Genomic DNA, 23694 nt, shown 5'->3' with positions numbered 1-23694 from the left:
ATTCACACTGATTAGAAAATGAAGAAAGGTAAGAAATAGTGGTTGATGTAAATCGTTTTAAAAGTATGCAAATCACCCTAGCTTCTCCCAATAAGGTCCGTTCATGGTCTTATGGGGAAGTGAAGAAACCTGAAACAATCAATTACCGCACACTCAAACCTGAACGCGAAGGTCTTTTTGATGAAGTTATCTTTGGTCCGACTAAGGACTGGGAATGTGCCTGTGGTAAGTACAAACGGATTCGTTACAAGGGAATTATTTGTGACCGCTGTGGTGTTGAAGTAACCCGCGCCAAGGTTCGCCGTGAGCGCATGGGGCACATCGAATTGAAGGCACCTGTATCACATATTTGGTACTTTAAAGGAATTCCAAGTCGCATGGGACTCACTTTGGATATGAGCCCACGTGCTTTGGAAGAAGTCATTTATTTTGCGGCTTATGTGGTCATTGATCCTAAGGATACACCGCTAGAGCACAAGTCAATTATGACAGAACGTGAATATCGTGAGCGTTTACGCGAGTACGGTACAGGCTCATTTGTAGCTAAGATGGGAGCGGAAGCTATTCAAGATCTCTTGAAACAAGTAGACTTGGAAGCTGAAATTGCTGTTCTCAAAGAGGAATTAAAAACTGCGACTGGGCAAAAACGTGTGAAGGCTGTCCGTCGTTTGGATGTCTTGGATGCCTTCTACAAGTCTGGCAATAAGCCAGAATGGATGGTGCTCAATATCCTGCCGGTTATTCCGCCAGATTTGCGTCCGATGGTACAGCTGGACGGTGGTCGTTTTGCGGCGTCTGACCTTAACGATCTTTACCGTCGTGTCATTAACCGTAACAACCGTTTGGCTCGTTTGCTTGAACTAAATGCCCCTGGTATCATCGTTCAAAATGAGAAGCGTATGCTTCAAGAAGCGGTTGATGCTTTGATTGATAACGGTCGCCGTGGCCGTCCAATTACTGGTCCAGGCAGCCGTCCGCTTAAGTCTTTGAGCCACATGCTCAAAGGGAAACAAGGCCGTTTCCGTCAAAACTTGCTGGGTAAACGGGTTGACTTCTCAGGTCGTTCCGTTATCGCCGTTGGTCCTACGTTGAAAATGTATCAATGTGGTGTGCCGCGTGAAATGGCGATTGAGCTCTTCAAGCCGTTTGTGATGCGGGAAATCGTTGCTCGTGACATCGTGCAAAACGTTAAAGCGGCTAAACGCTTGGTAGAACGTGGAGATGAGCGTATCTGGGATATTTTGGAAGAAGTCATCAAGGAACATCCTGTACTTCTTAACCGCGCACCGACTCTTCACCGTTTGGGAATTCAGGCTTTCGAGCCAGTTCTGATTGACGGTAAAGCTCTTCGTTTGCATCCGCTGGTCTGTGAAGCCTACAATGCCGACTTTGATGGTGACCAAATGGCTATCCACGTACCATTGTCAGAGGAAGCGCAAGCTGAAGCTCGTATCCTCATGCTGGCTGCTGAGCACATCTTGAATCCGAAAGATGGTAAACCAGTTGTAACACCGTCTCAGGATATGGTCTTGGGGAACTACTACCTGACCATGGAAGAGGCTGGCCGCGAAGGCGAAGGCATGATCTTCAAGGATATGGATGAGGCGGTTATGGCCCTCCGCAATGGCTATGTTCACTTGCATACTCGTGTTGGTATTGCAACCGACAGTCTTAATAAGCCTTGGACAGAGGACCAGAAGCATAAGATTTTGATTACTACTGTTGGTAAAATTCTCTTTAACGCAATTATGCCAGAGGAATTGCCTTACCTGCAAGAGCCGACTAATGCTAATTTGACAGAAGGTGTGCCAGCTAAGTATTTCTTGGAGTCAGGGCAAGACATCAAGGAAGTCATTGAACAGCTTGAGATCAATGTTCCGTTTAAGAAGAAAAATCTTGGGAATATCATTGCGGAAATCTTTAAACGCTTCCGTACAACAGAAACATCTGCTCTTCTTGACCGCTTGAAGAATCTGGGTTATCATCATTCTACTTTGGCTGGTCTGACAGTGGGTATCGCTGATATCCCAGTTGTCGAAGACAAGGCTGAGATTATTGAAGAATCCCATAAGCGTGTTGAACAAATTACTAAACAATTCCGCCGTGGTATGATCACTGACGATGAACGCTACAATGCCGTTACAGCTGAATGGCGGGCAGCTCGTGAGAAATTGGAAAAACGTCTGGTTGCCAACCAGGATCCGAAGAACCCTATCGTTATGATGATGGACTCTGGAGCGCGGGGTAACATCTCTAACTTCTCCCAGTTGGCCGGTATGCGTGGTCTGATGGCTGCGCCAAATGGACGTATCATGGAATTGCCAATCTTGTCTAACTTCCGTGAAGGTCTGTCTGTTTTGGAAATGTTCTTCTCTACCCACGGTGCTCGTAAGGGTATGACAGATACGGCCCTTAAGACTGCCGACTCAGGTTACCTGACTCGTCGTCTGGTTGACGTTGCCCAAGATGTGATTATCCGTGAAGATGACTGTGGTACAGATCGCGGCTTGCTCATCACTTCTATCACAGAAGGCAAGGAAATGATCGAGTCTCTGGAAGAGCGTCTCAATGGTCGTTACACCAAGAAGACGGTTAAACATCCAGAAACTGGTGCTGTCATTATTGGTCCAAATGAATTGATCACAGAAGACAAGGCGCGCGAGATTGTTAATGCTGGTGTTGACGAAGTGACGATTCGCTCAGTCTTTACATGTAACACCCGCCACGGTGTCTGCCGTCATTGTTACGGTATTAACTTGGCAACGGGTGATGCGGTTGAAGTCGGTGAAGCAGTCGGAACCATCGCTGCTCAATCTATCGGGGAGCCTGGTACACAGCTGACCATGCGCACCTTCCACACGGGTGGTGTTGCCTCTAATACCGATATCACGCAAGGTCTTCCTCGTGTTCAAGAAATCTTTGAAGCCCGCAATCCGAAAGGGGAAGCGGTCATCACTGAAGTCAAGGGTGAAGTTACTGCTATCGAAGAAGATGCATCTACTCGTACCAAGAAAGTCTTTGTTACTGGTGCAACTGGCGAAGGTGAATACGTGGTGCCATTTACAGCTCGCATGAAGGTTGAAGTGGGCGACCAAGTTTCTCGCGGTGCTGCCTTGACTGAAGGTTCTATCCAGCCGAAGCACTTGCTCGCTGTCCGCGATGTCTTGTCTGTTGAAACTTACCTGCTTGCTGAGGTACAAAAAGTTTACCGCAGCCAAGGGGTAGAAATCGGCGACAAACACATTGAGGTAATGGTTCGCCAGATGATTCGCAAGGTGCGCGTTATGGATCCAGGAGATACAGATCTTCTCATGGGAACTCTCATGGATATTACAGACTTCACAGATGCTAACCGTGATGTGGTTATCTCTGGCGGTGTGCCTGCGACAGCTCGTCCAGTCCTCATGGGAATCACCAAAGCTTCCCTTGAGACAAATAGCTTCCTGTCTGCAGCTTCCTTCCAGGAAACAACTCGTGTCCTGACAGATGCTGCTATCCGTGGTAAGAAAGACCATCTGCTCGGACTCAAGGAAAATGTTATCATCGGTAAGATTATCCCAGCTGGTACTGGTATGGCCCGCTACCGCAATCTGGAACCTCAGGCTGTCAATGAAGTTGAAATTATCGACGAAGTGACAGAACTTCCAGGTGGATTTGAAACTGAAGAAAATATTGTTCTTAAATAAAGAACTTTCCCTCCCGATTTTCGGGAGGGATTTTTTGTTGCAGCCGATAATTTCTTGCCCGCCACTAAATATTATCCTATAATATACTTAGAAAGTTGTTTTTAAGTTCTCCTTTATGAATAAACAACTATAGAAGAAACACTCGAGATTTTCTATTTCAGTTTTTCTATGATGCGAGACGACATATTCATTTTTAATCAGGGAGGTAGCTGGTTTTTTGTAGTATGATAGCGCTAGGTTATACTATTTTAAAAATCCTAAAATAGTAGGAGGGGCAGGTTTGAAATTTTAAAAAAGAGGAGGTTGGTTTTAATGGTGGTGGTCGAAGATTGTGGAGAACAGTAGCTGGCGTTTATCTAGCTAGCTCATTCATGAAGGGAGGCTTTTGAAATATAAAGAATAGAAAACAATTAGATTACAAATAGAATAATATTTTATTACAATGAATAAAGATAAAAAAATATAGGTAAAAAACACAAAATTCTGCATAAATCAGGGCTTTAAGCCTATAAGTTCTTTCCTTTTTATTTATTTTTTTGATAAAACCAGAAAATTTCAGTAATTTTAAGTTACAATTAAGTTAAGAAAATTAAAATAATCTTAAATAAGTTACCAACATGTAAATTACTATTAAGAAAGTATAAAATAATAGTTCATGCTTTGATTATTGAAACGCTTGATGGTAAAATAACTAAGGTTACTTAAAACAAACATTTTTTAGTAAAAAGTTAATATAACAATGTTGATTTTTGGTGAGGAAAAATGAAGAAAATTAAGGTAATGGTTGTTTTTGGAACTCGTCCAGAAGCAATTAAGATGGCTCCACTGGTTATTGAACTGAAGAAGCAGGCAGACTTGTTTGAGACAACAACAGTTGTGACTGCTCAGCATCGTCAGATGCTGGATCAGGTACTTGAGACTTTTAAGATTAAGCCTGATTATGATTTGGATATTATGGGGAAGAATCAAACCCTGACAGATATTACTGTCAAGATCCTGCATAAGCTGGATGATATCTTAAAGGAAAACAAGCCAGATATTATGCTGGTGCACGGTGATACGACAACGACTTTTGCGGCTAGTCTTGCAGCATTTTATAATCAAGTTCGTATCGGCCACGTAGAAGCTGGTTTGCGTACTTGGAATAAATACTCTCCTTTCCCAGAAGAGATGAATCGTCAGATGACTGACTCATTAACGGACTTGTATTTTGCGCCAACAGATCAGAGCAAGGCTAACTTGCTCAAGGAAAACCATCCAGCAGAAACGGTTTTTGTGACAGGAAATACAGCTATCGACGCTCTCAAGCTGACCGTCCAGTCTGATTATCATCACGAGGTGCTTGACCGTATTAATCCAGCTCGCAAGATGATTTTGGTGACCATGCATCGCCGGGAAAATCAAGGTGAGCCGATGAGAAGGGTCTTTCGAACTCTCCGGCAGATTGTAGATGCCCATGATGATGTAGAAATTGTCTATCCCGTTCACCTGAGCCCAGCGGTTCAGGAGGCGGCCAGAGAAATTCTGAGTGACAATGAGAAGATTCATCTGATTGAGCCTTTAGATGTGTTGGATTTCCATAATATCGCAGCTAAAAGCTATTTCATCATGTCAGACTCAGGCGGAGTACAAGAGGAAGCACCTTCCTTAGGTAAGCCTGTACTGGTACTTCGTGATACAACAGAGAGACCAGAAGGAGTTGAAGCCGGCACCTTGAAGCTGGTCGGTACAGAAACTCAAGCAGTAGCAGAGGCAATGGAAGCCCTGCTGACAGATGAGTCACTCTATCAGGAAATGGCCCAAGCCAGCAATCCGTATGGTGATGGCAAGGCTTCTGAGCGGATTGCTCAAGCAATAGCCCACTATTTTAAGCAGACGGCTAGGCCGGAAGAATTTAAGACAGGAGTAAAGAATGTTTAGGAAAAAAGGACTAGAAAAATCATTAGCCGTCTTTGTACTGGCAATTGGACTAATTCTTTTCTACAGTTGGAATTTTGCAGCTAACATATTTTATATCGGAATCGCGCTGATTTTATTAGGTATTTTTAGTGTCTTTGTCCTATCTGATCTCTTGGTGACATGGGCTATGATTCTGGGTGTGGTTATCGCAACTCTGATCTTACTCTTTGATGTAACCTATCTACCGGACAATCAGGTTCTCTTCTTGCTTTACGTCTTCCCTGTCAGCGCTTGGCTGACCAGCCGAGTGAATTTCTATCTCCATCAGCGCTTGGGATTAGTGCAGGATGACAGTGAAGATGCTGCTGAGGCTTATGAAGAAATGGTTCAGAAAGTAAATCAGAAACAAGCTCCAGCCTTTCAGGCTTTGCTGGTCCATTGGGCACACAATCATCATTTTTATCAAATTCACTCTCGGGAGTACAAGCGGATGCTCAAGAGAATTTTACGACTGCTTAACTGGGACTTTCAGAATGTAGAAACAGTTTACTATGTATCCAATGGTAACTTTCTCGTTCTGGTAGAAGATCTGGATCAGGAAGTCAAGGAATATTTCCAAGAGAAAGTGCGTGACGATTTAACGATGATGCACTTTGAGAATAAGAAAACTGACCAAAAAATTCAGTTTCAGTCCGGCAGTTTAAAATTGAACGCTCAAAACATTGACAAATTCCATAATTTTGATGACGCTTTGAGCAATCTGGAGCGTCAGCTTGAAACCGACATTATCGTAGAATACTAGGAGGTAAACACATGTCTTTAACAGAAGTATTTTTTATCATCTCTATGGTGCTAAGTATCTTTTTTGCTATTAGCTTTTTGGTCCTCTTTATTTATTATCTGGTTATTTACAATCGGGTCAATAAAAATTTTAGGGCGGTGACTCGTCATGATTAGTCAACTTATTATGATTGTCACTCTGTTCTCCATCTGGATGTCTCTGGCTTGGGCCTTGGTTATTCTATGCTCTTCCGTACATTTCTGGATGAAACGCAGTGACTTCAACGTGGATACCAGCCCATTGGAGCATTATCCTATGGTTACAGTCGTTGTCCCTGCCCACAATGAAGATGTGGTTATCGCTCAGACAACTAAGGCCATTCTGGATTTGGACTATCCTCATGATCGAGTGGAAGTTCTGCTCTTTGCGGATAACTGCTCGGACGATACCTATCAGGAAATGCTGAAAGTACAGGCTATGCCTGAGTATGCTGGACGCAATGTTACAATTACAGACCGTACTGGTACGGGAGGTAAGGCAGGGGTGCTGAATGATGCCCTGAAGATAGCTAAGGGTGAATATATCTGTGTCTATGATGCGGATGCCATGCCAGAAAAGAATGCCCTCTACTTCCTAGTCAAGAAAGTTTTGGAAGATCCAGAACGCCACGTTGCTTCCTTTGGACGTAATAAGACCCGTAATGCCAACCAGAACTTCCTGACTCGCTGTATCAACCAAGAAATCGTTGTAACTCAGCGTGTTTACCACGTAGGTATGTGGCATCTCTTCAAGATTGGACGGATTCCAGGTACAAACTTCTTGATTAACACTGAGTTTGTTAAGAGTATCGGTGGTTGGAAAAACGGTGCCTTGACAGAGGACACGGAAATTTCCTTTAAGATTATGCAGAGCGGCAAGCTGATTGCCTTGGCTTATAACTCAGAGGCTTTCCAGCAAGAACCTGAGACCCTCAAGTCCTATTACTTGCAGCGTAAGCGTTGGGCTAAGGGAAATTACGAGGTGGTTATTGACAACTTCAAGCATCTTTTTAGCGGCGGTAATTGGCGCGTGAAACTGGAAGTCTTCAATTATTCTTGTATCTTCTTCTGGTTTAATTTGGCGATTGTCTTATCTGACTTGGTTTTCTTTGCCAATGTAGCGGCGATGATTACTCAGCTCTTTATACCGGATGTGCGGATTCCTTTCGCTTTTGATGCTCAGAATATCTATATCGTCCAGCTGATGCTCTTTAACTGGCTTCTGATGATTTTGCTTTATCTTTTGCAGATCAATATCGCCCTAGCTTCTCAGTTTGGACAGGCGACCACCAAACAGATTTGGCTGGCCCTTGTGTCCTATTTGACTTACTCTCAGCTCTTTATCGTTGTTTCTTTAGATGCAGTAGGATCTGTTATCTTGGACAAGATTTTGAAGCGGAAAGAAACCAAGTGGGTTAAAACAAAACGATTTGCAGGTTAGGAGAAAGTGTGAAAAGAACAAGATTAAGATTTATTTGGTTTGTGACAATTCTGGCTGTCTTGGCTGGTATCCTCTTGTACACCCGCATGGGCAGTACTCCTAATATCAAAAAGAAGATATACAGCCAATGGTCTAAAGAATATGTCGTAACCAAGGACAAATTGTCTTATATCAGGACGACAAACAGTAAGACTGAAGATGTTGTGTTGTCTGAGGCACAAGGTTATGGCATGGTGATTGCTGTGGATGCAGCTAAGCAGGGCCAGGCAAGTTCAGCTGATTTTGAAAAGCTCTATCAATATTATCTAGCTCATCGTCTGAAAGATACCCAGCTCATGTCTTGGAAGCAGACGATTAAGGATGGTAAGAGCAATCATGAAGACGAAAATAACGCTACAGACGGCGATCTTTACATTGCCTATGCTTTGATTCAGGCAGCTAAACAGTGGCCGGACAAGGAGAAAGAATACCAAGATCAGGCTCAGGCTATTCTGAAAGATGTCTTGGCATATAACTATAATGAAAGCAACGGCGTTTTGACGGTTGGGAACTGGGCAAATGCAGAATCGAAATTTTATAATCTCATGCGGACTTCTGATACATTGCCGCAGCAGTTCCAAGCTTTCTATGAGTTGACAAAGGATAAGCAGTGGCTGACAATCCGAGATAAGATGCTTAGCAAACTTGAAGCAATCAGCGCTGATAATAAGACTGCTTTGATACCAGACTTTATCTGGGTTGAGGGTGACAAAGTTCGGGCTGCTGAGCCTAATACGGTAGAGTCTGCAAATGATGGCTATTATTCTTATAATGCTTGCCGACTTCCTTACAACCTGGCTCAAAGCAAGGATGAAAAAAGCCAAAAAATGCTGAAGAAGATGTTGAACTTCTTCCTCAGTCAAGAAAAGATCTATGCGGGCTACACTCTGAAAGGGAAAGCTCTCAATAGTAATCAGGCTGGCAGCTTTACCGCTCCAGTATTCTATGCGGCTAACAACAATATAGAATTCCGCAAATTGGTGCAGCAAAATAAATATCTCTTCATGCAAGGTTTGCCGTCAGATAATTACTATGACGCAGCTGTGACAACGATGGTTGCTTTAGAAACTTTATAATGTATAAACAAGTAGAATAAAAATTTTGCTTAAGATTATGCAGACAATAGGGTGGGACAAAATGAAATATGTCTCACCTTTTTTGAATAAAAAAATTAAGATTTATTTCGCAGGCCGTTAAAATAGAAAGCATTTATAAGAACACAACATTTGTTCCTAAGGTTATTAAGATTACTACCCGTGAGATTAATCTTCATATTATGAAGAGTGATGTGCTTGTCTCCGTTCTAATGCAGTTCTTCTTTTCTGATTCTGAGCAAAATAGTTTTGTTCGCCAAAGAATTTATATATAATATACGGTACAAAGAGAGGACGAGTATGTATTGTGTAATTGAGATGTACGGGGACTATGAACCATGGTGGTTCCTGGATGGCTGGGAAGAAGATGTCATTGCAAAGAAGCACTTCGATGATTATTATGAAGCCCTTAAATATTATAAAAACCGCTGGCTGCAGATGGAAGAGCAGTCACCTTTGTATAAGAGCCGTAGTGATTTAATGACAATTTTTTGGGATCCGGAGGATCAGCGCTGGTGCGAGGAATGTGATGAAAATGTTCAGCAGTATCACTCGCTGTTTTTGCTGGAGAATGAGTGCAAGATTCCTAAGAGCAAGTACCGGCCAGGCTATACTAAGCAGAACGGCCTTGAAAAGCACCGAGCTTGCTCAGTCAAATTAAAAACCGCTAAGCCTCTTTAAATCGACAGAATATATTTTGCAAATCTGATAATAGAGCAGCAGAAGAGACCTAACTTACTAGAAGTTAAGTTTCTTCCGCTGTTTTTTCTTTTTCTGGATTTTTTGCGAATAGTAAGGTGAGGAGGATGTATGGTTCAAGAAATTGCAAAAGAAATGATTAGGCAGGCTCGGCAAGAAGGGGCTCAGGATATTTACCTCATTCCTAAGACTACTTGCTATGAGCTTTATATGAGGATTGGTGATGAACGTCGCTTTATAAAGACTTATGATTTTGAGCTTCTGTCAGCGGTTATCAGCCACTTTAAGTTTGTCGCAGGTATGAATGTTGGAGAGAAGCGCCGCAGTCAGCTTGGGTCTTGCGATTATGACTGCGAGGAAGCCAAGGTTTCAATCCGTCTGTCGACAGTTGGGGATTACCGTGGCTTTGAAAGCCTAGTCATCCGACTCCTGCATGATGAAGACAGGGAGCTGCGCTTTTGGTTCGAGCAATTGCCAGAGCTGCGCAAGAAAATTCAGTCTCGCGGTCTCTATCTATTTTCAGGACCAGTCGGCAGTGGCAAGACGACCTTGATGTACCATTTGGCTCAGCTCAAATTTTCTGGTCAGCAGGTTATGTCGATTGAAGATCCGGTTGAAATTAAGCAAGAGGCTATTCTGCAGCTGCAGCTGAACGAAACCATTGGCATGACTTATGACAGGCTGATTAAGCTGTCCCTGCGACATCGTCCAGATCTCTTGATTATCGGGGAAATCCGTGATCGAGAGACAGCTAGAGCAGTGGTTCGGGCAAGTTTGACCGGAGCTACGGTCTTTTCAACGATTCATGCCAAGAGTGTTCGCGGTGTCTATGAGCGACTTTTGGAATTAGGCGTTAGTGAGGACGAGCTAAGAATGGTGCTTCAAGGTGTTTGTTACCAGCGTTTAATTGGGGGAGGAGGTGTCGTTGATTTTGTCAGTCAAAACTATCAAGAGCACGAAGCCGCAGTCTGGAATCAGCAGATTGATCAGCTTTTTGCAGAAGGACATATCAGTGCTGAGCAAAGGCAGACAGAAAAAATTGTCTACGCCTAAGCAGAAAAAGATTATTGAGCTCTTTCATAATCTCTTTAGCAGCGGTTTTCACTTAGCAGAGATTGTAGACTTTCTGAGACGAAGTGCCTTGCTGGAGGAGGCTTATGTGGCAGAAGTGCGGGCAGGCTTGTCAGCTGGTCAGTCCTTTTCAGAGATTGTCAGTCGACTGGGATTTTCCAACAGCGTTGTAACCCAGCTTTCCTTATCTGAGCTGCATGGCAATCTGACGCTAAGTCTGGGCAAAATTGAGGCCTATCTGGAAAATCTATCCAAGGTTAAGAAAAAATTGATAGAGGTGGGGACCTATCCTCTCATGCTGCTGGGTTTTTTGGTTCTTATAATGCTGGGCTTGCGCAATTATCTTCTGCCTCAATTGGACAGCCAGAATCTAGCTACTCGGCTGATTAATCACCTGCCTCAGATCTTTTTGTGGAGCAGCCTTGCTTTAGCTGTCTTGGTTTCAGTGGCTCTCTTTTACTATCGAAAGTCATCAAAGATTCGTTTTTTCAGTAAACTAGCAGCTCTGCCTTTTATTGGACGTTTGGTCCAGGCCTACTTGACTGCTTATTATGCTCGTGAATGGGGCAATATGATTGGTCAGGGTCTGGAATTGAGTCAGATTTTTGCGATTATGCAAGAGCAGCCTTCCCAGCTCTTTCAGGAAATCGGAGAAGATATGGCTGCTGCTTTGCAGGGTGGTCAGGGCTATGCGGACAAGGTGGCAAGCTATCCATTCTTTAAGAAAGAATTGTCTTTGATGATTGAGTATGGTGAGGTCAAGTCCAAGCTGGGGAGTGAACTGGAAGTCTATGCTGAAAAGACTTGGGAGGAATTTTTCCTACGTATCAACCGGGCCATGAATTTCATTCAGCCCCTAGTATTTATTTTTATTGCCTTAGTGATTGTTTTACTTTATGCGGCAATGCTCTTGCCCATTTATCAGAATATGGAGGTTCATTTGTAATGAAAAAACTTAATACCTTAAAAGTTCAAGCATTCACCCTTGTGGAAATGCTGATTGTTTTGCTGGTTATCAGCGTACTCTTGCTGCTCTTTGTGCCTAATCTGAACAAGCAAAAGGATGCAGTTTCGGATACAGGAACTGCAGCGGTGGTCAAGGTCGTTGAGAGCCAGGCGGAGCTCTATGAGCTGAAGAATACCAATGAAAAGGCTAGTCTAAGCAAGCTGGTCAGTGCAGGAAATATCAGCCAGAAACAGGCGGATTCATATAAGGCTTACTATGGCAAACACAGTGGCGAAACTCAAGCAGTTGCCAATTAAGGCTTTTACACTGCTGGAAAGTCTCCTCGTTCTTTTTGTTGTTAGTTTTCTACTACTAGGATTATCTGGCTCGGTAAGGGCTGGGTTCAATCAGGTTCAAGAGCAACTCTTCTTTTTAGAGTTTGAGAGGCTCTATCAGGAGACGCAGAGGCTGAGCTTAGCCGGTCATGAGAAGCTTTCTCTAGAGATTTCAGAGCGCCAAATTTCCAATGGCTATCAAGAGCTGGATTTTCCGCAAACTCTGCAAAATCATGAGCAGCAGGTCATCCAGTTTGACCGAGCCGGTGGAAATTCATCACTCAGCAAGATTATTTTTCAGACGGAGGACAGGACAGTTGTTTACCAGCTTTATATGGGCAATGGAAAGTTTAAAAAGACGACAGCTTCAGGCTAGCATTCTGCTGGAAGCTCTGGTGGCCATGGCAGTTTTTGCGGCTATTGCCAGTCTGCTTCTGGGACAGATTAGCCGGTCTCGTAAAGAGCAGCGGATTCTTCTGCAGCAGGAAGAGGTGCTTCGGGTAGCTCGTATGGCCCTGCAAACAGGACAAGAAGAGCTTCATATCAATGGAATTGCTGTGCGTCAGCTTAAGACAGATAAGCAGCTGCTGGTCTATCACGAAGGGGAGGTAGTTATCCGTGCCCAAAAACCTTAAAGTCAAGGCCTTTACTCTCTTGGAGACCTTAGTAGCCTTGCTGGTTCTCAGTGGCGGGGTGTTAGTCTTTCAGGCCATGACCCAGCTCATATCTTCAGAACTGCATCAGCAGGAGAACAATCAACAGCAAGAGTGGCTTTTGTTTGCCGACCAACTGGAGACGGAGCTTTCGCGAAGTCAATTTGACAAGGTAGAAGACAATAAAATCTACATCAGACAGGATGGCAGGGACTTGGCCTTGGGTAAATCCAAGGGAGATGATTTCCGTAAAACAGATAAGAGCGGTCGCGGCTACCAGCCTATGATTTATGGTTTGGAAGCAGCTGATGTGCGTCAGGACGGTAAGCTTGTCCATCTTCATTTTCGCTTTGAAAAAGGCTTAGAGAGGGAGTTCGTCTATCGTGTGGAAGAAGAAAGTTGAGGCTGGTATTTTACTGTATGCGCTGCTGATGGCCGCTGTCTTTAGCCTGCTCTTGCAGTTTTATCTCAACCGTCAAGTCAGCAGTCAGCGTTTGCAGCTTTTCAACAGGGAAAGAACAGAAGCCTATGCAATAGCAGTTCTGACAAAAGCTACAACCAAGGATAATAGCGGTGAGATGGAGTTTGAGCAAGGCAAGACGGTCTACAGTAAGAAAGGGAAGGAACTGGAAATCAGCAGTCGACTCAGCAGCGGGCATTCCTATTCCTTTACTTTTAGTACTTCTAAGAAAGATGAGGATAAAGCAAAGGAAGACAAGAAAGCAACTGATAAAAAAGAGAAAGCGATTTCGGACGAACCTGGTAAGTCGGACTAATATAACTGTAAAATCTTTGTAATTTTATATATCTTGGAAAGGGGCTTTATTTTTGGTATGATAGGATGAACGGAGGATTCCATGAATTTTGAAAAGATAGAACAAGCTTATACTCTGATTCTCGAAAACATCCAGAATATCCAAAACGCTCTGGCGACCAATTTTTATGATGCTCTGATTGAGCAGAACGGCATTTACCTAGATGGAGATACGGACTTACAAGAAGTTCTGACCAACGATGAAAAAATCCGCTCTCTGCATTTGAACAAGGAAGAGTGGCGGAGAGCTTATCAGTTTATCCTGATGAAGGCGGCCCAGACGGAGCCCATGCAGGTCAACCACCAGTTCACACCTGATACAATTGGTTTTCTGATTACTTTCTTATTGGACCAGCTAGCTCACGGAGAGGAAGCTGATGTATTAGAAATCGGCAGTGGGACTGGGAATTTGGCTGAGACTATTCTCAACCATACTCAAAAGAAGATAGACTATCTGGGTCTGGAACTAGATGATTTATTAATCGACCTTTCTGCCAGCATTGCAGAGGTTATGAACTCTAAGGCCCACTTTGCTCAGGGGGATGCAGTTCGGCCTCAGGTTCTGAAAGAGAGTGATATCATTATCAGTGATTTACCGGTCGGTTATTATCCAGACGACAGTATTGCCTCTCGCTATGAAGTGGCTAGTCTGGATGAGCACACTTATGCCCACCATCTTCTAATGGAGCAGTCACTCAAATATCTGAAACCGGGAGGTTATGCTATATTTCTGGCGCCGAATGACCTCTTGACCAGCGCTCAAGCTCCTCTGCTGAAAAAATGGCTCCTAGCCAAGGCTCAGTTTATTGCGATGATAACCTTGCCAGAGTCTATTTTCTCAAGCAGCAAGCATGCCAAAACTCTTTTTGTCTTGAGGAAGCAAGAAGCGAATAACATTCAGCCATTTATCTATCCTCTGCGGGATTTGCAGGATCATGATGAAATGTTTAAATTCCGTCAAAGTTTTCAAAACTGGTACAAAGATAGTGAAATTCAAACAAAATTTTGATATAATGATTTTGAAAACGCTTAAAGAGGTGAAGAAATGTCGAAAACAATTTCTATTAATGCAGGAAGCTCAAGCTTAAAATGGCAACTCTATTTGATGCCGGAAGAAAAAGTATTGGCTAAGGGCCTGCTGGAACGGATTGGTCTCAAGGATTCTATTTCAACAGTGAAATTTGACGGTCGATCAGAAAAGCAGGTTCTTGATATTGAAGATCACACGCAGGCCGTAAAAATTTTGCTGGATGATTTGAAACGCTTTAATATCATTGAATCTTATGATGAGATTACCGGTGTGGGCCACCGTGTTGTGGCTGGCGGTGAATACTTTAAGGATTCAGCTCTCGTTGATGAAGAAGTGATTCAAAAGGTAGAAGAGTTGTCTCTTCTGGCTCCATTGCATAATCCAGCCAACGCTGCAGGTATCCGTGCTTTTAGAGAAATTCTGCCAGACATCACCAGCGTGGTAGTCTTTGACACCTCTTTCCATACAACTATGCCGGAAAAAGCATATCGCTATCCGATTCCGACTAAATATTACACTGAAAACAAGGTTCGCAAGTACGGGGCTCACGGTACCAGCCATGAGTATGTAGCGAAAGATGCTGCTAAAGTTTTGGGTCGTCCGATTGAAGAACTCAAGCTTATCACTTGCCATATCGGTAACGGAGCTTCCATCACAGCAGTTGACAAGGGCGTTTCTGTAGATACCTCTATGGGATTCACACCACTTGGTGGCGTCATGATGGGAACTCGTACAGGGGATATTGACCCAGCCATCATTCCTTACCTGATGCAATACACAGATGACTTTAATACTCCAGAAGATATTAGCCGTGTCTTGAATCGTGAATCTGGCTTGCTTGGCGTTTCTGAGAAGTCAAGTGATATGCGTGATATCCATGAGGCGATGCGGGCAGGTGATGCCAAGGCCCAATTAGCTAACGATATTTTTGTCGATCGGATTCAGAAATACATTGGTCAGTATCTTGCTGTTTTGAATGGAGCTGATGCTATCATCTTTACTGCAGGAATCGGTGAGAATTCTGTGACCATTCGTGAATTGGTTATTAATGGTATTTCTTGGTTTGGCTGTGACGTAGACCCAGAAAAGAATGTGCGTGGTGCAGAAGGCGTGATTTCCAATCCTGATGCCAAGGTCAAAGTCTTGGTTATCCCGACTGACGAAGAATTGGTCATCGCGCGTGATGTCGAACGATTCAAAAATCAATAAATTAAGAAAATCTAAAAGCTCAGTTTGACTGGGCTTTTTGTATGTTTTAAAAAAGGATTTTCTTGGTTGTTGGCCTTGAAAACATTGAGCGATTCGATCTCATAGTCACTATCAGTATTAGTTCCCAACCCGTGATATACAAGATGCTTGCAGTTAAGAATTGGCTATACAAAAAGAGAAAATTGAGCTATACTCGGTCTTTTTCATGGTCCGACCAATATCGGCAGTTTTGTTATATATGCAGGTATGGGTGCTGTTTTAGCCGCAGTTGCTTACATATTTAAGCGTTTGGAAATGTCTATTTTGGCACACATGCTGAGAAATGGAGTTGCAGTACTCATTATGATACTGACAGGTTTGGTGAACAAGTAGGAAAGCAGAGAATATCTGCTTTTTTTGTCATTTGAGGCACAAATTAGGACATTTGAGGGGATTTCTCCCAGATTGCTCTTACTTCTTCTATAATGATAAGAGAAGAATGGAGAGAATATGCTGAAATTAGAGAAAATCATTCAATTGTTACTGCTGGCTATGTTGACTCAGACGGGACTGCTGCTCATGATTCATCCAATGCCTCATCGCTTGGTCTTTAGTCAGGCTAATCTGCTTTTTATTGTGGGCTTGCTGGGATTGCTTTTTTGTTGTGCCTTTTATTTTTCCAGAGAACTGCAGGAAATCAAAGGTTCCCTGCGTCAGTCAAGCAATTATCGACACCTGCTTTTCTTGTACTTTTTGATGATTTTGGTCAATGCTGCAGGGGTTCTTCTGCTGTGTGGCAAGGAGGTCGAGTCAGCTCAGGCGGTGGAGCAGATGCTGACGGAGAGTTTTCTGTCATCTTCTCTTTTGCTTCTGGGGATTGATATTGGCGTTTTATCCCCTGCAGCACCGAAATTTGTTGACAGTGACTTTTCTCTTCGCTATCGGAAGAGCTGGGGGATTGCACTAGGTTTGCTCTGCTTTTCCCTTGCGAAAAATCCTCAGGAAACTCTGTGTTTTCTCTCCTATCTAGTTTTGGGACTGGTCTTTGCCCATCTCCTCAGGCCTTATTTACAGCGTTTGGAGCTGTCTATGCTGGCCCATATTCTCCGAAATATGATTATTCTCAGCCTTTTACCCTTTTGCTTTTAGAAAGTGTTTTGTCAAATAGAAGAATTATGGTAAAATGGTAAATGAAACAAGGGACTAGATCAGGTCTTCTTGTGAAGTCGAGTGCAGTTCATAGGACTGGATGCTGCATCTGCTGAGAGCTTTGCGGTACACTAGATGAGTGTGCCTTTTTTGTTGAAGAGCAGGGCAATCGATAGAAATGAGATGAAAGTCAAATGGTGAATCTAAAAGCAATTGCTCCAGATGGCCGAACGGGCCTCTGTGGTATTATCAATGCGACGCCAGATTCCTTTTCGGACGGCGGACGCTACAATACGGTTGAGACGGCATTGGCTCAAGCTAGAAAGCTGATTGCTGAGGGAGCTCACATGCTGGATATTGGTGGTGAGTCTACGCGGCCAGGCAGTCATTTTGTGGCTATTCAAGAAGAGATAGAGCGGGTGGTGCCAGTCATTGAAGCTATTCGTCGGGAAAGTGACATTGTGATTTCTGTAGACACTTGGAAGTCGGAAGTGGCTGCAGCGGCTTTGGCTGCGGGTGCAGATATCATCAACGATATTACCGGTCTTTTAGGCGATGAAAAGATGGCAGAAACTGCTGCGAAATATGGCGCGCCAGTTATTGTCATGTTTAATCCAGTGATGGCTCGTCCTCAACATGTCAGTTCAAGGATTTTCCCAGAATTTGGCTTTGGATCAGCCTTCACAAAGGAAGAGTTATCTTTTTTTGCAGAGCTGCCGATTGCAGAACTAATGTGGAAGTGTTTTGAGAAATCTTTGAAGGTGGCGGAACATGCCGGCCTTTCGCGTGATAATATCATGTTGGATCCAGGAATTGGTTTCGGTTTGACAAAGCGGGAGAATCTTCTCATTTTGCAGGAGTTGGATAGTCTCCATCAGGCTGGTTTTCCTATTTTTCTTGGGGTTTCTCGTAAGCGGTTTCTCGTTAGTATCTTAGAAGAAAACGGCTTTGAGGTCAATCCTGAGACTCAGGAAGGCTTTGAAAACCGTGATACAGCTTCAGCCCATCTGACTACCCTTGCGGCTAGCAGAGGCGTTGAAGTTGTCAGAGTGCACGAAGTGGCTAAGCACCGAATGGCTGCTGCCGTTGGCGATGCTATTCGTCTAGCGCAGCAGACAGAAGATCTCAATCTAGGTCAGTACAAGTAAGATGAAAAAACAAGAATTACCTGATTTAAGTTGGCTGGAAGCCTATCGGACAGCCAGTCCCAATTTTGGCTTGGAGCGGATGGAGCGTTTGCTGGAGTTGCGGGGCAATCCACATTTGCGGCTGCCAGTCATCCATATTGCAGGGACTAATGGCAAGGGCTCAACCATTGCGCATCTGCGCCAACTTTTGGAGGTGCGAGACCTGCGTGTTGGCACCTTTACCTCTCCTTATCTAGTCAGCTACAATGAGCAGATTGCCGTTAATGGCAATGCGATTTCCGACCAAGACCTTCAGCGATTGCTGAGCCTTTATCAAGAACTCTTAGCCCAGCATGCTACAGATTCTAGCTTGCAGGGGATAACTGAGTTTGAGATTGTAACTGCTCTGGCTTATGATTATTTTGTCCATCAGCAGGTGGATGTGGCTATTATCGAGGTCGGCATGGGTGGGCTTTTGGACAGTACCAATGTCTGTCAGCCCTTGCTGACTGCAATCACGACAGTTGGTCTGGATCATGTGGTCTTGCTGGGGGACAGTCTAGAGGCTATTGCGGAGCAGAAAGCTGGCATTATCAAGCCTGGAGTTCCCATTGTGACCGGTAGGTTAGAGCCAGAGGCTCTGGCAGTAGTCGAGCAGAAGGCTGCTGAAAAAGATGCTCCGCTCTTTTCTTGGTCTCAAGACTATCAAGTGGAACATCAAGAGTCAGAGAAGGGGGAGAGCTTTTCCTTTTCGAATGCCTATCGGGCCAAAGACTCATATCAAACAGCTTTGATGGGACTGCATCAGGCGGACAATGCTGGACTAGCTCTGCACTTGTGTGACCTATATTGTCAGCTGCAGTCGCTGCCCTTATTGACAAAAGAAGAGGTTGAGAGGGCCTTGCTTGCTGCTGTATGGCCAGGGCGTTGGGAAAGAATATCGGATCAGCCGCTCATCCTTTTGGATGGAGCCCATAATCCTCATGCCCTGCGGTCGCTAGCAGCCACATTGGATCAGCATTATCCGACTTATAGAAAGCACATTTTATTTGCTTGCATTCAGACAAAGGCCTTGGATGATATGGTGGAGCTGTTGCAAAAGATTCCCAAAGCAGCTATAAGCTTGACAGCCTTTGCTGATCCGCGGAGTTTTTCTAAAGAAAGTATGCAAGCCTTGGCTGAGCAGCAAGGTCTGTCTTACAAAGAATGGCCGGATTATTTAGCAGATTATTTAGCAGTAGAGCATGAGTCAGATGAGCTTTTGCTGATTACGGGTTCTCTTTATTTTCTGGCTCAGGTTAGAAAATCAATCCTTGAGAATCGCAAGTTAGCCTTTGCTGAGCGTCCTTCTCAGTCAAGTAAATTATCAAAAAATAAAAATGAACATAGGAGCATATATGGACACGAAGAAAATTGAAGCAGCTGTAGCCCAGATTATTGAGGCGGTTGGAGAAGACGGAAGCCGCGAAGGCTTGCAGGAGACGCCACAGCGCATTGCTAAAATGTACCAGGAAATTTTTGCTGGGCTGGGCGAGACTGCTGAAGAGCATCTGGCTAAGTCTTTTGAAATCATTGACAATAATATGGTAGTGGAGAAGGATATTTTCTTTCATTCCATGTGTGAGCACCACTTCCTACCATTTTACGGGAAAGTTCACATCGCCTATGTGCCTAATGGTCGGGTAGCAGGCCTGTCCAAGCTGGCCCGAACGGTAGAGGTCTATGCCAAGAAACCGCAGATTCAAGAGCGATTGACCGTAGAGATTGCTGAAGCCTTGATGGACTATCTGGGTGCTCAGGGGGCCTTGGTCTGGGTGGAAGCTGAGCATATGTGTATGAATATGCGCGGAGTCAGAAAGCCTGGCACTGCAACGGTTACTACAGCAGCGCGTGGCGTTTTAGCGACGGACAAGGACCTAAAAAATGAAGCTTACAAGCTGATGGGACATTGATCTTATCAGTGGTGGAGCATGTTAGGAAAGGCCAAATAGTTTTATTAAGGATGAAATGCAGAAACTTGAATCAGAAAGGATAAAAGAATGGATCAGCTGCGCATTAAGGATTTGGAAGTGTATGCCTATCACGGTCTGTTTGGAGCAGAGAAGGAGTTGGGCCAGCGTTTTGTGCTGGATCTGATTTTGGACTATGATATGACTCGGGTTGCCAAAACAAGCGACCTAACAGCTTCTATCCACTATGGAGAATTAGCTCAGGATTTGACCCGCTGGTGTCAGGAAAGCAAGGAAGACTTGATTGAGACGCTGGCTTATAAGCTGATTAATCGGATTTTTCTTACTCATCCTTTGGTGCAGAAGGTCAGCTTGGAGGTCAAGAAGCCTTGGGCACCAGTGCCGCTGCCTTTAGAGACCTGCTCAGTCAAGCTAGTGCGTCGAAAGCGGAAGGCCTTTATAGCTTTGGGAAGCAATCAAGGCAGCCTAACTGCCAATCTGGATGCTGCTTTGGAAAAAATGGCAGAGCAAAATATAAGAATTTTGCAGGCATCAAGCCGTATTGAGACAGAGCCTTGGGGTGGCGTTGAGCAGGATCAGTTTCTCAATCAAGTTGTTGAAGTTGAGACTTGGCTCAATCCTGAGGAATTAATGCAGACCCTGCTGGCTATCGAAGCGGATCTCGGGCGCGTGAGGGAGATCAAATGGGGGCCTCGTGTGATTGATCTGGATATCCTTTACATAGGACAAGAAAAGTTTTATAGTCCGGACTTGATTGTTCCTCATCCTTATGTGGCTGAACGAGCTTTTGTCTTGCAATCTCTGGTGGAAATCGCCCCACACTTTGTCGACCCCGTGCAGAAAAAAAGTATCCGCCAACTCTGGGATGCGGTTGAAAAATGAGAAAAGAAACTTGTCGCAAGGCAAGTTTTTTTATTGTCTGAAGTTTTTCTGAACTTGCCCCTGTATACTAAAGAAAAATCAAAAGGAGTTCAGTATGGAACATACAGTGAAAATAGAAGGAGTCTGCAAAAAGCATGGCAGCAAGCAGATTTTAGAAGATATTTCTTTTACAGCTAGAAGCGGTCGGATTACAGCATTTCTGGGTCCAAATGGTGCAGGGAAAAGTTCGACCTTGAGGATTCTCTTGGGGTTAGATCGGGCGACAGCAGGAACTGCGACTTTTGATGGGCAAACTTATCAGTCAATGACTTATCGTTCAAAGTTTCAGTCCTTTTTTACCGCTTTCTTCTTGACAAAATATGTAAAGGAGACTATACTATGTTTGAAAAGTAAAGGTCGTTTTACATCATAAAAAGGAGGCAGCCTTGGAAAATCGAATTCAAGAATTACGGAAAAGAAAAAAGCTCAGCCAGGAGGAGCTGGCTGAGAAGCTAGAGGTCACGAGACAAACGATTATTTCTTTGGAAAAGGGCCGCTACAATGCCTCGCTGCTTTTGGCTCATAAAATTGCATCCTTTTTCAATTTAAGGATTGAAGAAGTGTTTCTCTTTGAGGAGGATGAATCATGAAATGGACTTATTTGTGTAAATGGATATTGGCTATTTTGGTGGTGGTTGGCTTATCTTATCTCCATTTGCAAGCCAATTTTATACCTAAGGAAATCCTGCCTTTTGTGGGAGTTATCTTGATTGTGGTGATGTTGAAAATTTTTCAAGCGTATGAAAAATAGGAGGCTGACATGGAAACATTAACTAAACAAGAATTTCGGAAAAAACTTCAAAGGAAAGTTATCGTGGGGCGTATCTTAACCTTTATCATCTTGGTAGGACTGGCCTGGAGCCACTTTCATTCTCTGGATGATCAGCAGGAAGGAGTCATGGTCGGCATCCTGCTGGGGCTTTCTTTGATGACCATTCGGTATAATCTTGCCCTAAGACGGGAAGAAAATTTTGATAAGCTCTACATTCAGGTGACTGATGAGCGCAATCGCATGATTGACGAAAAGACTCGCACTCTGCTTTTTAATATTCTTTTGCTTCTGGCAGCGTGCTTGAGCGTTTTGTCTATGGTTTTTCCAATCATCTTAAGTCTCAATCAGTTTCTGACCTTGACCATTATCCTGGTTTTGGGACTTTACTATCTTTTGCGCTTTCTCCTGTCCAAGCGTTATTAACAAAAAAAGCTGGCGACGCCAGCTTTCTAAACAAGCTTTTAACAGAGCTTGTTTTTATTTTCTATAGAGTCTATCATACTGGTAAACGGGGTCCATGGTAACGTGGATGCCCAGCTTACGCAGGACGTTTTTGTCTTCATCAGTCAGAGTAACGGTGGAGTGGGCCTCGCTGCCCTTGAGATTGCCGAGTTGCTGCATAGCATTTGCTGCATCTTGATTTTCCATGGCTGTGATTGCCAGAGCCATCAAGATTTCGTTTGAGTGGAGGCGAGGATTGCGGCTGCCCAGATGATTGATTTTCAGGCCTTGGATTGGCTTGACATACTCAGGCTCGATCAGCTTGGTCCCTTTGGCGATATTGGCTAATTTCTTAATGGCATTAATCAATACAGCTGCCGTAGGGCCAAAGAGTTCAGAGGTCTTACCGGTTACGATTTCACCGTTTGGTAATTCCAAGGCCAGAGCTGGCTCGCCAGTGGTTTCAGCTTTATCGCGCGCAACAACTGTTACTTTACGGTCCAGCGGTGTGATGCCCAAGTCGTTCATCAAAAGTTCGATTTTCTTGACAGCAGATTCAGAAACGCGCTCCGCCTTGAAGTCCAGAATAGTTTGGTAGTAGCGACGGATGATTTCCTGTTGAGATGCCTCGATAGCCGCATCATTATCTACAATGGCAAAGCCGACCATGTTGACGCCCATATCCGTTGGAGAAGCATAAGGTGATTTTCCAAGGATGCGCTCTAGCATACGTTTGAGGACTGGGAAAATTTCAATATCGCGGTTGTAGTTAACAGTGGTTTTTCCGTAGGTCTGCAGATGGAAAGGATCAATCATGTTGACATCGTCCAGGTCTGCTGTCGCCGCCTCATAAGCTAAATTGACCGGATGGTGTAGGGGCAGATTCCAAACGGGGAAGGTTTCAAACTTGGCGTAGCCTGATTTGATGCCATTGATTTGGTCATGATACATGTTGGACAAGCAAGTAGCCAATTTACCAGAACCAGGACCAGGTGCGGTCACAACGACTAAATTACGGCTGGTTTTGATGTAGTCGTTTTTCCCCATACCTTCAGGTGAGATGATATGGTCCATATCGGTCGGATAGCCCTTGATTGGGTAGTGGATGTAGGAGGCGATGCCATTCTTTTCCAGCTGGCTGCGGAAGAGGTCAGCTGCTGGCTGGCCAGAATACTGGGTGATGACCACTGAGCCTACATAAATATCCAGCTCGTTAAAGGTATCGATTAGTCGCAGCACTTCCTGATCATAGGAAATGCCCAAATCACCACGTGCCTTAGAGTGCTCAATGTTGTTGGCATTGATAGCAATGACAATCTCTACTTGGTCCTTGAGCTCTTTGAGAAGTCTGATTTTATTGTCCGGCTCATAGCCTGGCAGGACGCGGGCAGCATGGAAGTCTTCCAGCATTTTACCGCCGAATTCCATGTAAAGTTTGCCCTCAAATTGATTAATGCGCTCCAAGATATGGTCGCGCTGCAGGTTTAAGTATTTCTCAGAATCAAAAGCAATTTTTTTCATGTATATTTTCACCTCTGCTAAGCATTATAACAAAATTTTCTTCAAATTGGAAAGTTGAAAGGGGAAGTGTCAGATAAAA

The 23694-nt window shown here is 44.1% G+C and carries 25 protein-coding genes and 2 pseudogenes; 26 read left to right on the top strand and 1 reads right to left on the bottom strand.

Annotation, left to right across the window (positions count from 1 at the left end):
• The first annotated feature begins 38 nt into the window (after nt 1–38).
• From rpoC to MK370_RS00555, 26 genes and pseudogenes are all read left to right on the top strand, one after another.
• The gene (rpoC, locus tag MK370_RS00680; RefSeq protein WP_268683758.1) at nt 39–3686 is read left to right on the top strand and encodes a DNA-directed RNA polymerase subunit beta'; all 3648 of its coding nucleotides are present in this window, start codon (nt 39–41) and stop codon (nt 3684–3686) included.
• A gap of 762 nt (nt 3687–4448) precedes the next feature.
• A complete protein-coding gene (gene wecB / locus MK370_RS00675) occupies nt 4449–5606 on the top strand; it encodes a non-hydrolyzing UDP-N-acetylglucosamine 2-epimerase (RefSeq protein ID WP_268682768.1) in 1158 nt (385 codons plus the stop codon).
• Entirely contained in the window at nt 5599–6387 is a 789-nt protein-coding gene (locus MK370_RS00670; RefSeq protein WP_002896779.1) for a hypothetical protein, read from the top strand. The genes wecB and MK370_RS00670 overlap by 8 nt, the downstream gene beginning before the upstream one ends.
• An 11-nt stretch (nt 6388–6398) precedes the next feature.
• Nucleotides 6399–6542 (top strand): hypothetical protein, encoded by a 144-nt coding sequence (locus tag MK370_RS00665; protein ID WP_002896778.1) that lies wholly within the window; start codon nt 6399–6401, stop codon nt 6540–6542.
• Nucleotides 6535–7845, top strand: coding sequence for a glycosyltransferase family 2 protein (locus MK370_RS00660; RefSeq protein ID WP_268683757.1), 1311 nt, complete (start codon nt 6535–6537; stop codon nt 7843–7845). The genes MK370_RS00665 and MK370_RS00660 overlap by 8 nt, the downstream gene beginning before the upstream one ends.
• Before the next feature lie 8 nt (nt 7846–7853).
• Nucleotides 7854–8960: a glycosyl hydrolase family 8 gene (locus MK370_RS00655; RefSeq protein ID WP_268683756.1), complete on the top strand. Its 1107-nt coding sequence runs from the start codon at nt 7854–7856 to the stop codon at nt 8958–8960.
• 318 nt (nt 8961–9278) lie between these two features.
• Nucleotides 9279–9659 carry a DUF1033 family protein gene (locus tag MK370_RS00650; protein WP_268683755.1) on the top strand — a complete coding sequence of 127 codons (381 nt, stop codon included), beginning with the start codon at nt 9279–9281 and terminating at the stop codon, nt 9657–9659.
• A gap of 129 nt (nt 9660–9788) precedes the next feature.
• Complete coding sequence (comGA, locus tag MK370_RS00645) at nt 9789–10730, top strand: competence type IV pilus ATPase ComGA (RefSeq protein ID WP_268683754.1); 942 nt, start codon at nt 9789–9791, stop codon at nt 10728–10730.
• Nucleotides 10660–11694: a competence type IV pilus assembly protein ComGB gene (gene comGB, locus MK370_RS00640; RefSeq protein WP_268683772.1), complete on the top strand. Its 1035-nt coding sequence runs from the start codon at nt 10660–10662 to the stop codon at nt 11692–11694. The genes comGA and comGB overlap by 71 nt, the downstream gene beginning before the upstream one ends.
• Nucleotides 11694–12011 carry a competence type IV pilus major pilin ComGC gene (comGC, locus tag MK370_RS00635; RefSeq protein ID WP_268683753.1) on the top strand — a complete coding sequence of 106 codons (318 nt, stop codon included), beginning with the start codon at nt 11694–11696 and terminating at the stop codon, nt 12009–12011. The genes comGB and comGC overlap by 1 nt, the downstream gene beginning before the upstream one ends.
• The gene (comGD, locus tag MK370_RS00630; RefSeq protein ID WP_268683752.1) at nt 11971–12405 is read left to right on the top strand and encodes a competence type IV pilus minor pilin ComGD; all 435 of its coding nucleotides are present in this window, start codon (nt 11971–11973) and stop codon (nt 12403–12405) included. Before comGC ends, comGD begins: the two co-directional genes overlap by 41 nt.
• The gene (comGE, locus tag MK370_RS00625) at nt 12371–12664 is read left to right on the top strand and encodes a competence type IV pilus minor pilin ComGE (protein WP_268683751.1); all 294 of its coding nucleotides are present in this window, start codon (nt 12371–12373) and stop codon (nt 12662–12664) included. The genes comGD and comGE overlap by 35 nt, the downstream gene beginning before the upstream one ends.
• Nucleotides 12648–13085 carry a competence type IV pilus minor pilin ComGF gene (comGF, locus tag MK370_RS00620; RefSeq protein ID WP_268683750.1) on the top strand — a complete coding sequence of 146 codons (438 nt, stop codon included), beginning with the start codon at nt 12648–12650 and terminating at the stop codon, nt 13083–13085. Before comGE ends, comGF begins: the two co-directional genes overlap by 17 nt.
• Nucleotides 13066–13458 (top strand): competence type IV pilus minor pilin ComGG, encoded by a 393-nt coding sequence (gene comGG, locus MK370_RS00615; protein ID WP_268683749.1) that lies wholly within the window; start codon nt 13066–13068, stop codon nt 13456–13458. The genes comGF and comGG overlap by 20 nt, the downstream gene beginning before the upstream one ends.
• 81 nt (nt 13459–13539) lie before the next feature.
• On the top strand, nt 13540–14505 hold the full coding sequence (locus MK370_RS00610) for a class I SAM-dependent methyltransferase (protein WP_268683748.1): 966 nt from the start codon (nt 13540–13542) through the stop codon (nt 14503–14505).
• A 36-nt stretch (nt 14506–14541) separates the two neighbouring features.
• Nucleotides 14542–15735 carry an acetate kinase gene (locus tag MK370_RS00605; protein ID WP_268683747.1) on the top strand — a complete coding sequence of 398 codons (1194 nt, stop codon included), beginning with the start codon at nt 14542–14544 and terminating at the stop codon, nt 15733–15735.
• Between the two features lie 189 nt (nt 15736–15924).
• Nucleotides 15925–16107, top strand: a pseudogene (locus tag MK370_RS00600) (type II CAAX prenyl endopeptidase Rce1 family protein); the annotation flags it as partial.
• Between the two features lie 117 nt (nt 16108–16224).
• A complete protein-coding gene (locus MK370_RS00595; RefSeq protein WP_268683746.1) occupies nt 16225–16863 on the top strand; it encodes a type II CAAX prenyl endopeptidase Rce1 family protein in 639 nt (212 codons plus the stop codon).
• A 194-nt stretch (nt 16864–17057) separates the two neighbouring features.
• On the top strand, nt 17058–18011 hold the full coding sequence (gene folP, locus MK370_RS00590; RefSeq protein WP_268683745.1) for a dihydropteroate synthase: 954 nt from the start codon (nt 17058–17060) through the stop codon (nt 18009–18011).
• 1 nt (nt 18012) lies between these two features.
• Complete coding sequence (locus MK370_RS00585) at nt 18013–19407, top strand: bifunctional folylpolyglutamate synthase/dihydrofolate synthase (protein ID WP_268683744.1); 1395 nt, start codon at nt 18013–18015, stop codon at nt 19405–19407.
• Nucleotides 19388–19942 (top strand): GTP cyclohydrolase I FolE, encoded by a 555-nt coding sequence (gene folE / locus MK370_RS00580; RefSeq protein ID WP_002896758.1) that lies wholly within the window; start codon nt 19388–19390, stop codon nt 19940–19942. The genes MK370_RS00585 and folE overlap by 20 nt, the downstream gene beginning before the upstream one ends.
• An 87-nt stretch (nt 19943–20029) precedes the next feature.
• Nucleotides 20030–20842: a 2-amino-4-hydroxy-6-hydroxymethyldihydropteridine diphosphokinase gene (gene folK, locus MK370_RS00575; protein ID WP_268683743.1), complete on the top strand. Its 813-nt coding sequence runs from the start codon at nt 20030–20032 to the stop codon at nt 20840–20842.
• A gap of 94 nt (nt 20843–20936) precedes the next feature.
• Nucleotides 20937–21155: pseudogene (locus tag MK370_RS00570) on the top strand (ATP-binding cassette domain-containing protein); the annotation flags it as partial.
• 112 nt (nt 21156–21267) lie between these two features.
• Nucleotides 21268–21471: a helix-turn-helix transcriptional regulator gene (locus tag MK370_RS00565; RefSeq protein WP_002896748.1), complete on the top strand. Its 204-nt coding sequence runs from the start codon at nt 21268–21270 to the stop codon at nt 21469–21471.
• Nucleotides 21468–21632, top strand: a complete 165-nt coding sequence (locus MK370_RS00560; RefSeq protein WP_080980268.1) for a hypothetical protein — start codon at nt 21468–21470, stop codon at nt 21630–21632. Before MK370_RS00565 ends, MK370_RS00560 begins: the two co-directional genes overlap by 4 nt.
• A 9-nt stretch (nt 21633–21641) precedes the next feature.
• Nucleotides 21642–22076 carry a hypothetical protein gene (locus MK370_RS00555; protein WP_125407746.1) on the top strand — a complete coding sequence of 145 codons (435 nt, stop codon included), beginning with the start codon at nt 21642–21644 and terminating at the stop codon, nt 22074–22076.
• A gap of 54 nt (nt 22077–22130) precedes the next feature.
• Here the strand turns inward: MK370_RS00555 and MK370_RS00550 are convergent, their stop codons facing one another.
• Nucleotides 22131–23615, bottom strand: a complete 1485-nt coding sequence (locus MK370_RS00550) for a DUF1846 domain-containing protein (protein WP_125341200.1) — start codon at nt 23613–23615, stop codon at nt 22131–22133.
• Nucleotides 23616–23694: the final 79 nt, after the last annotated feature.

Origin of the sequence: Streptococcus sanguinis, assembly GCF_026781265.1 — a bacterium.
Taxonomy (GTDB): domain Bacteria; phylum Bacillota; class Bacilli; order Lactobacillales; family Streptococcaceae; genus Streptococcus; species Streptococcus sanguinis_T.
The sequence above is the reverse complement of the archived record's forward strand: the minus strand, read 5'-3'. Positions and strand labels throughout refer to the sequence as shown.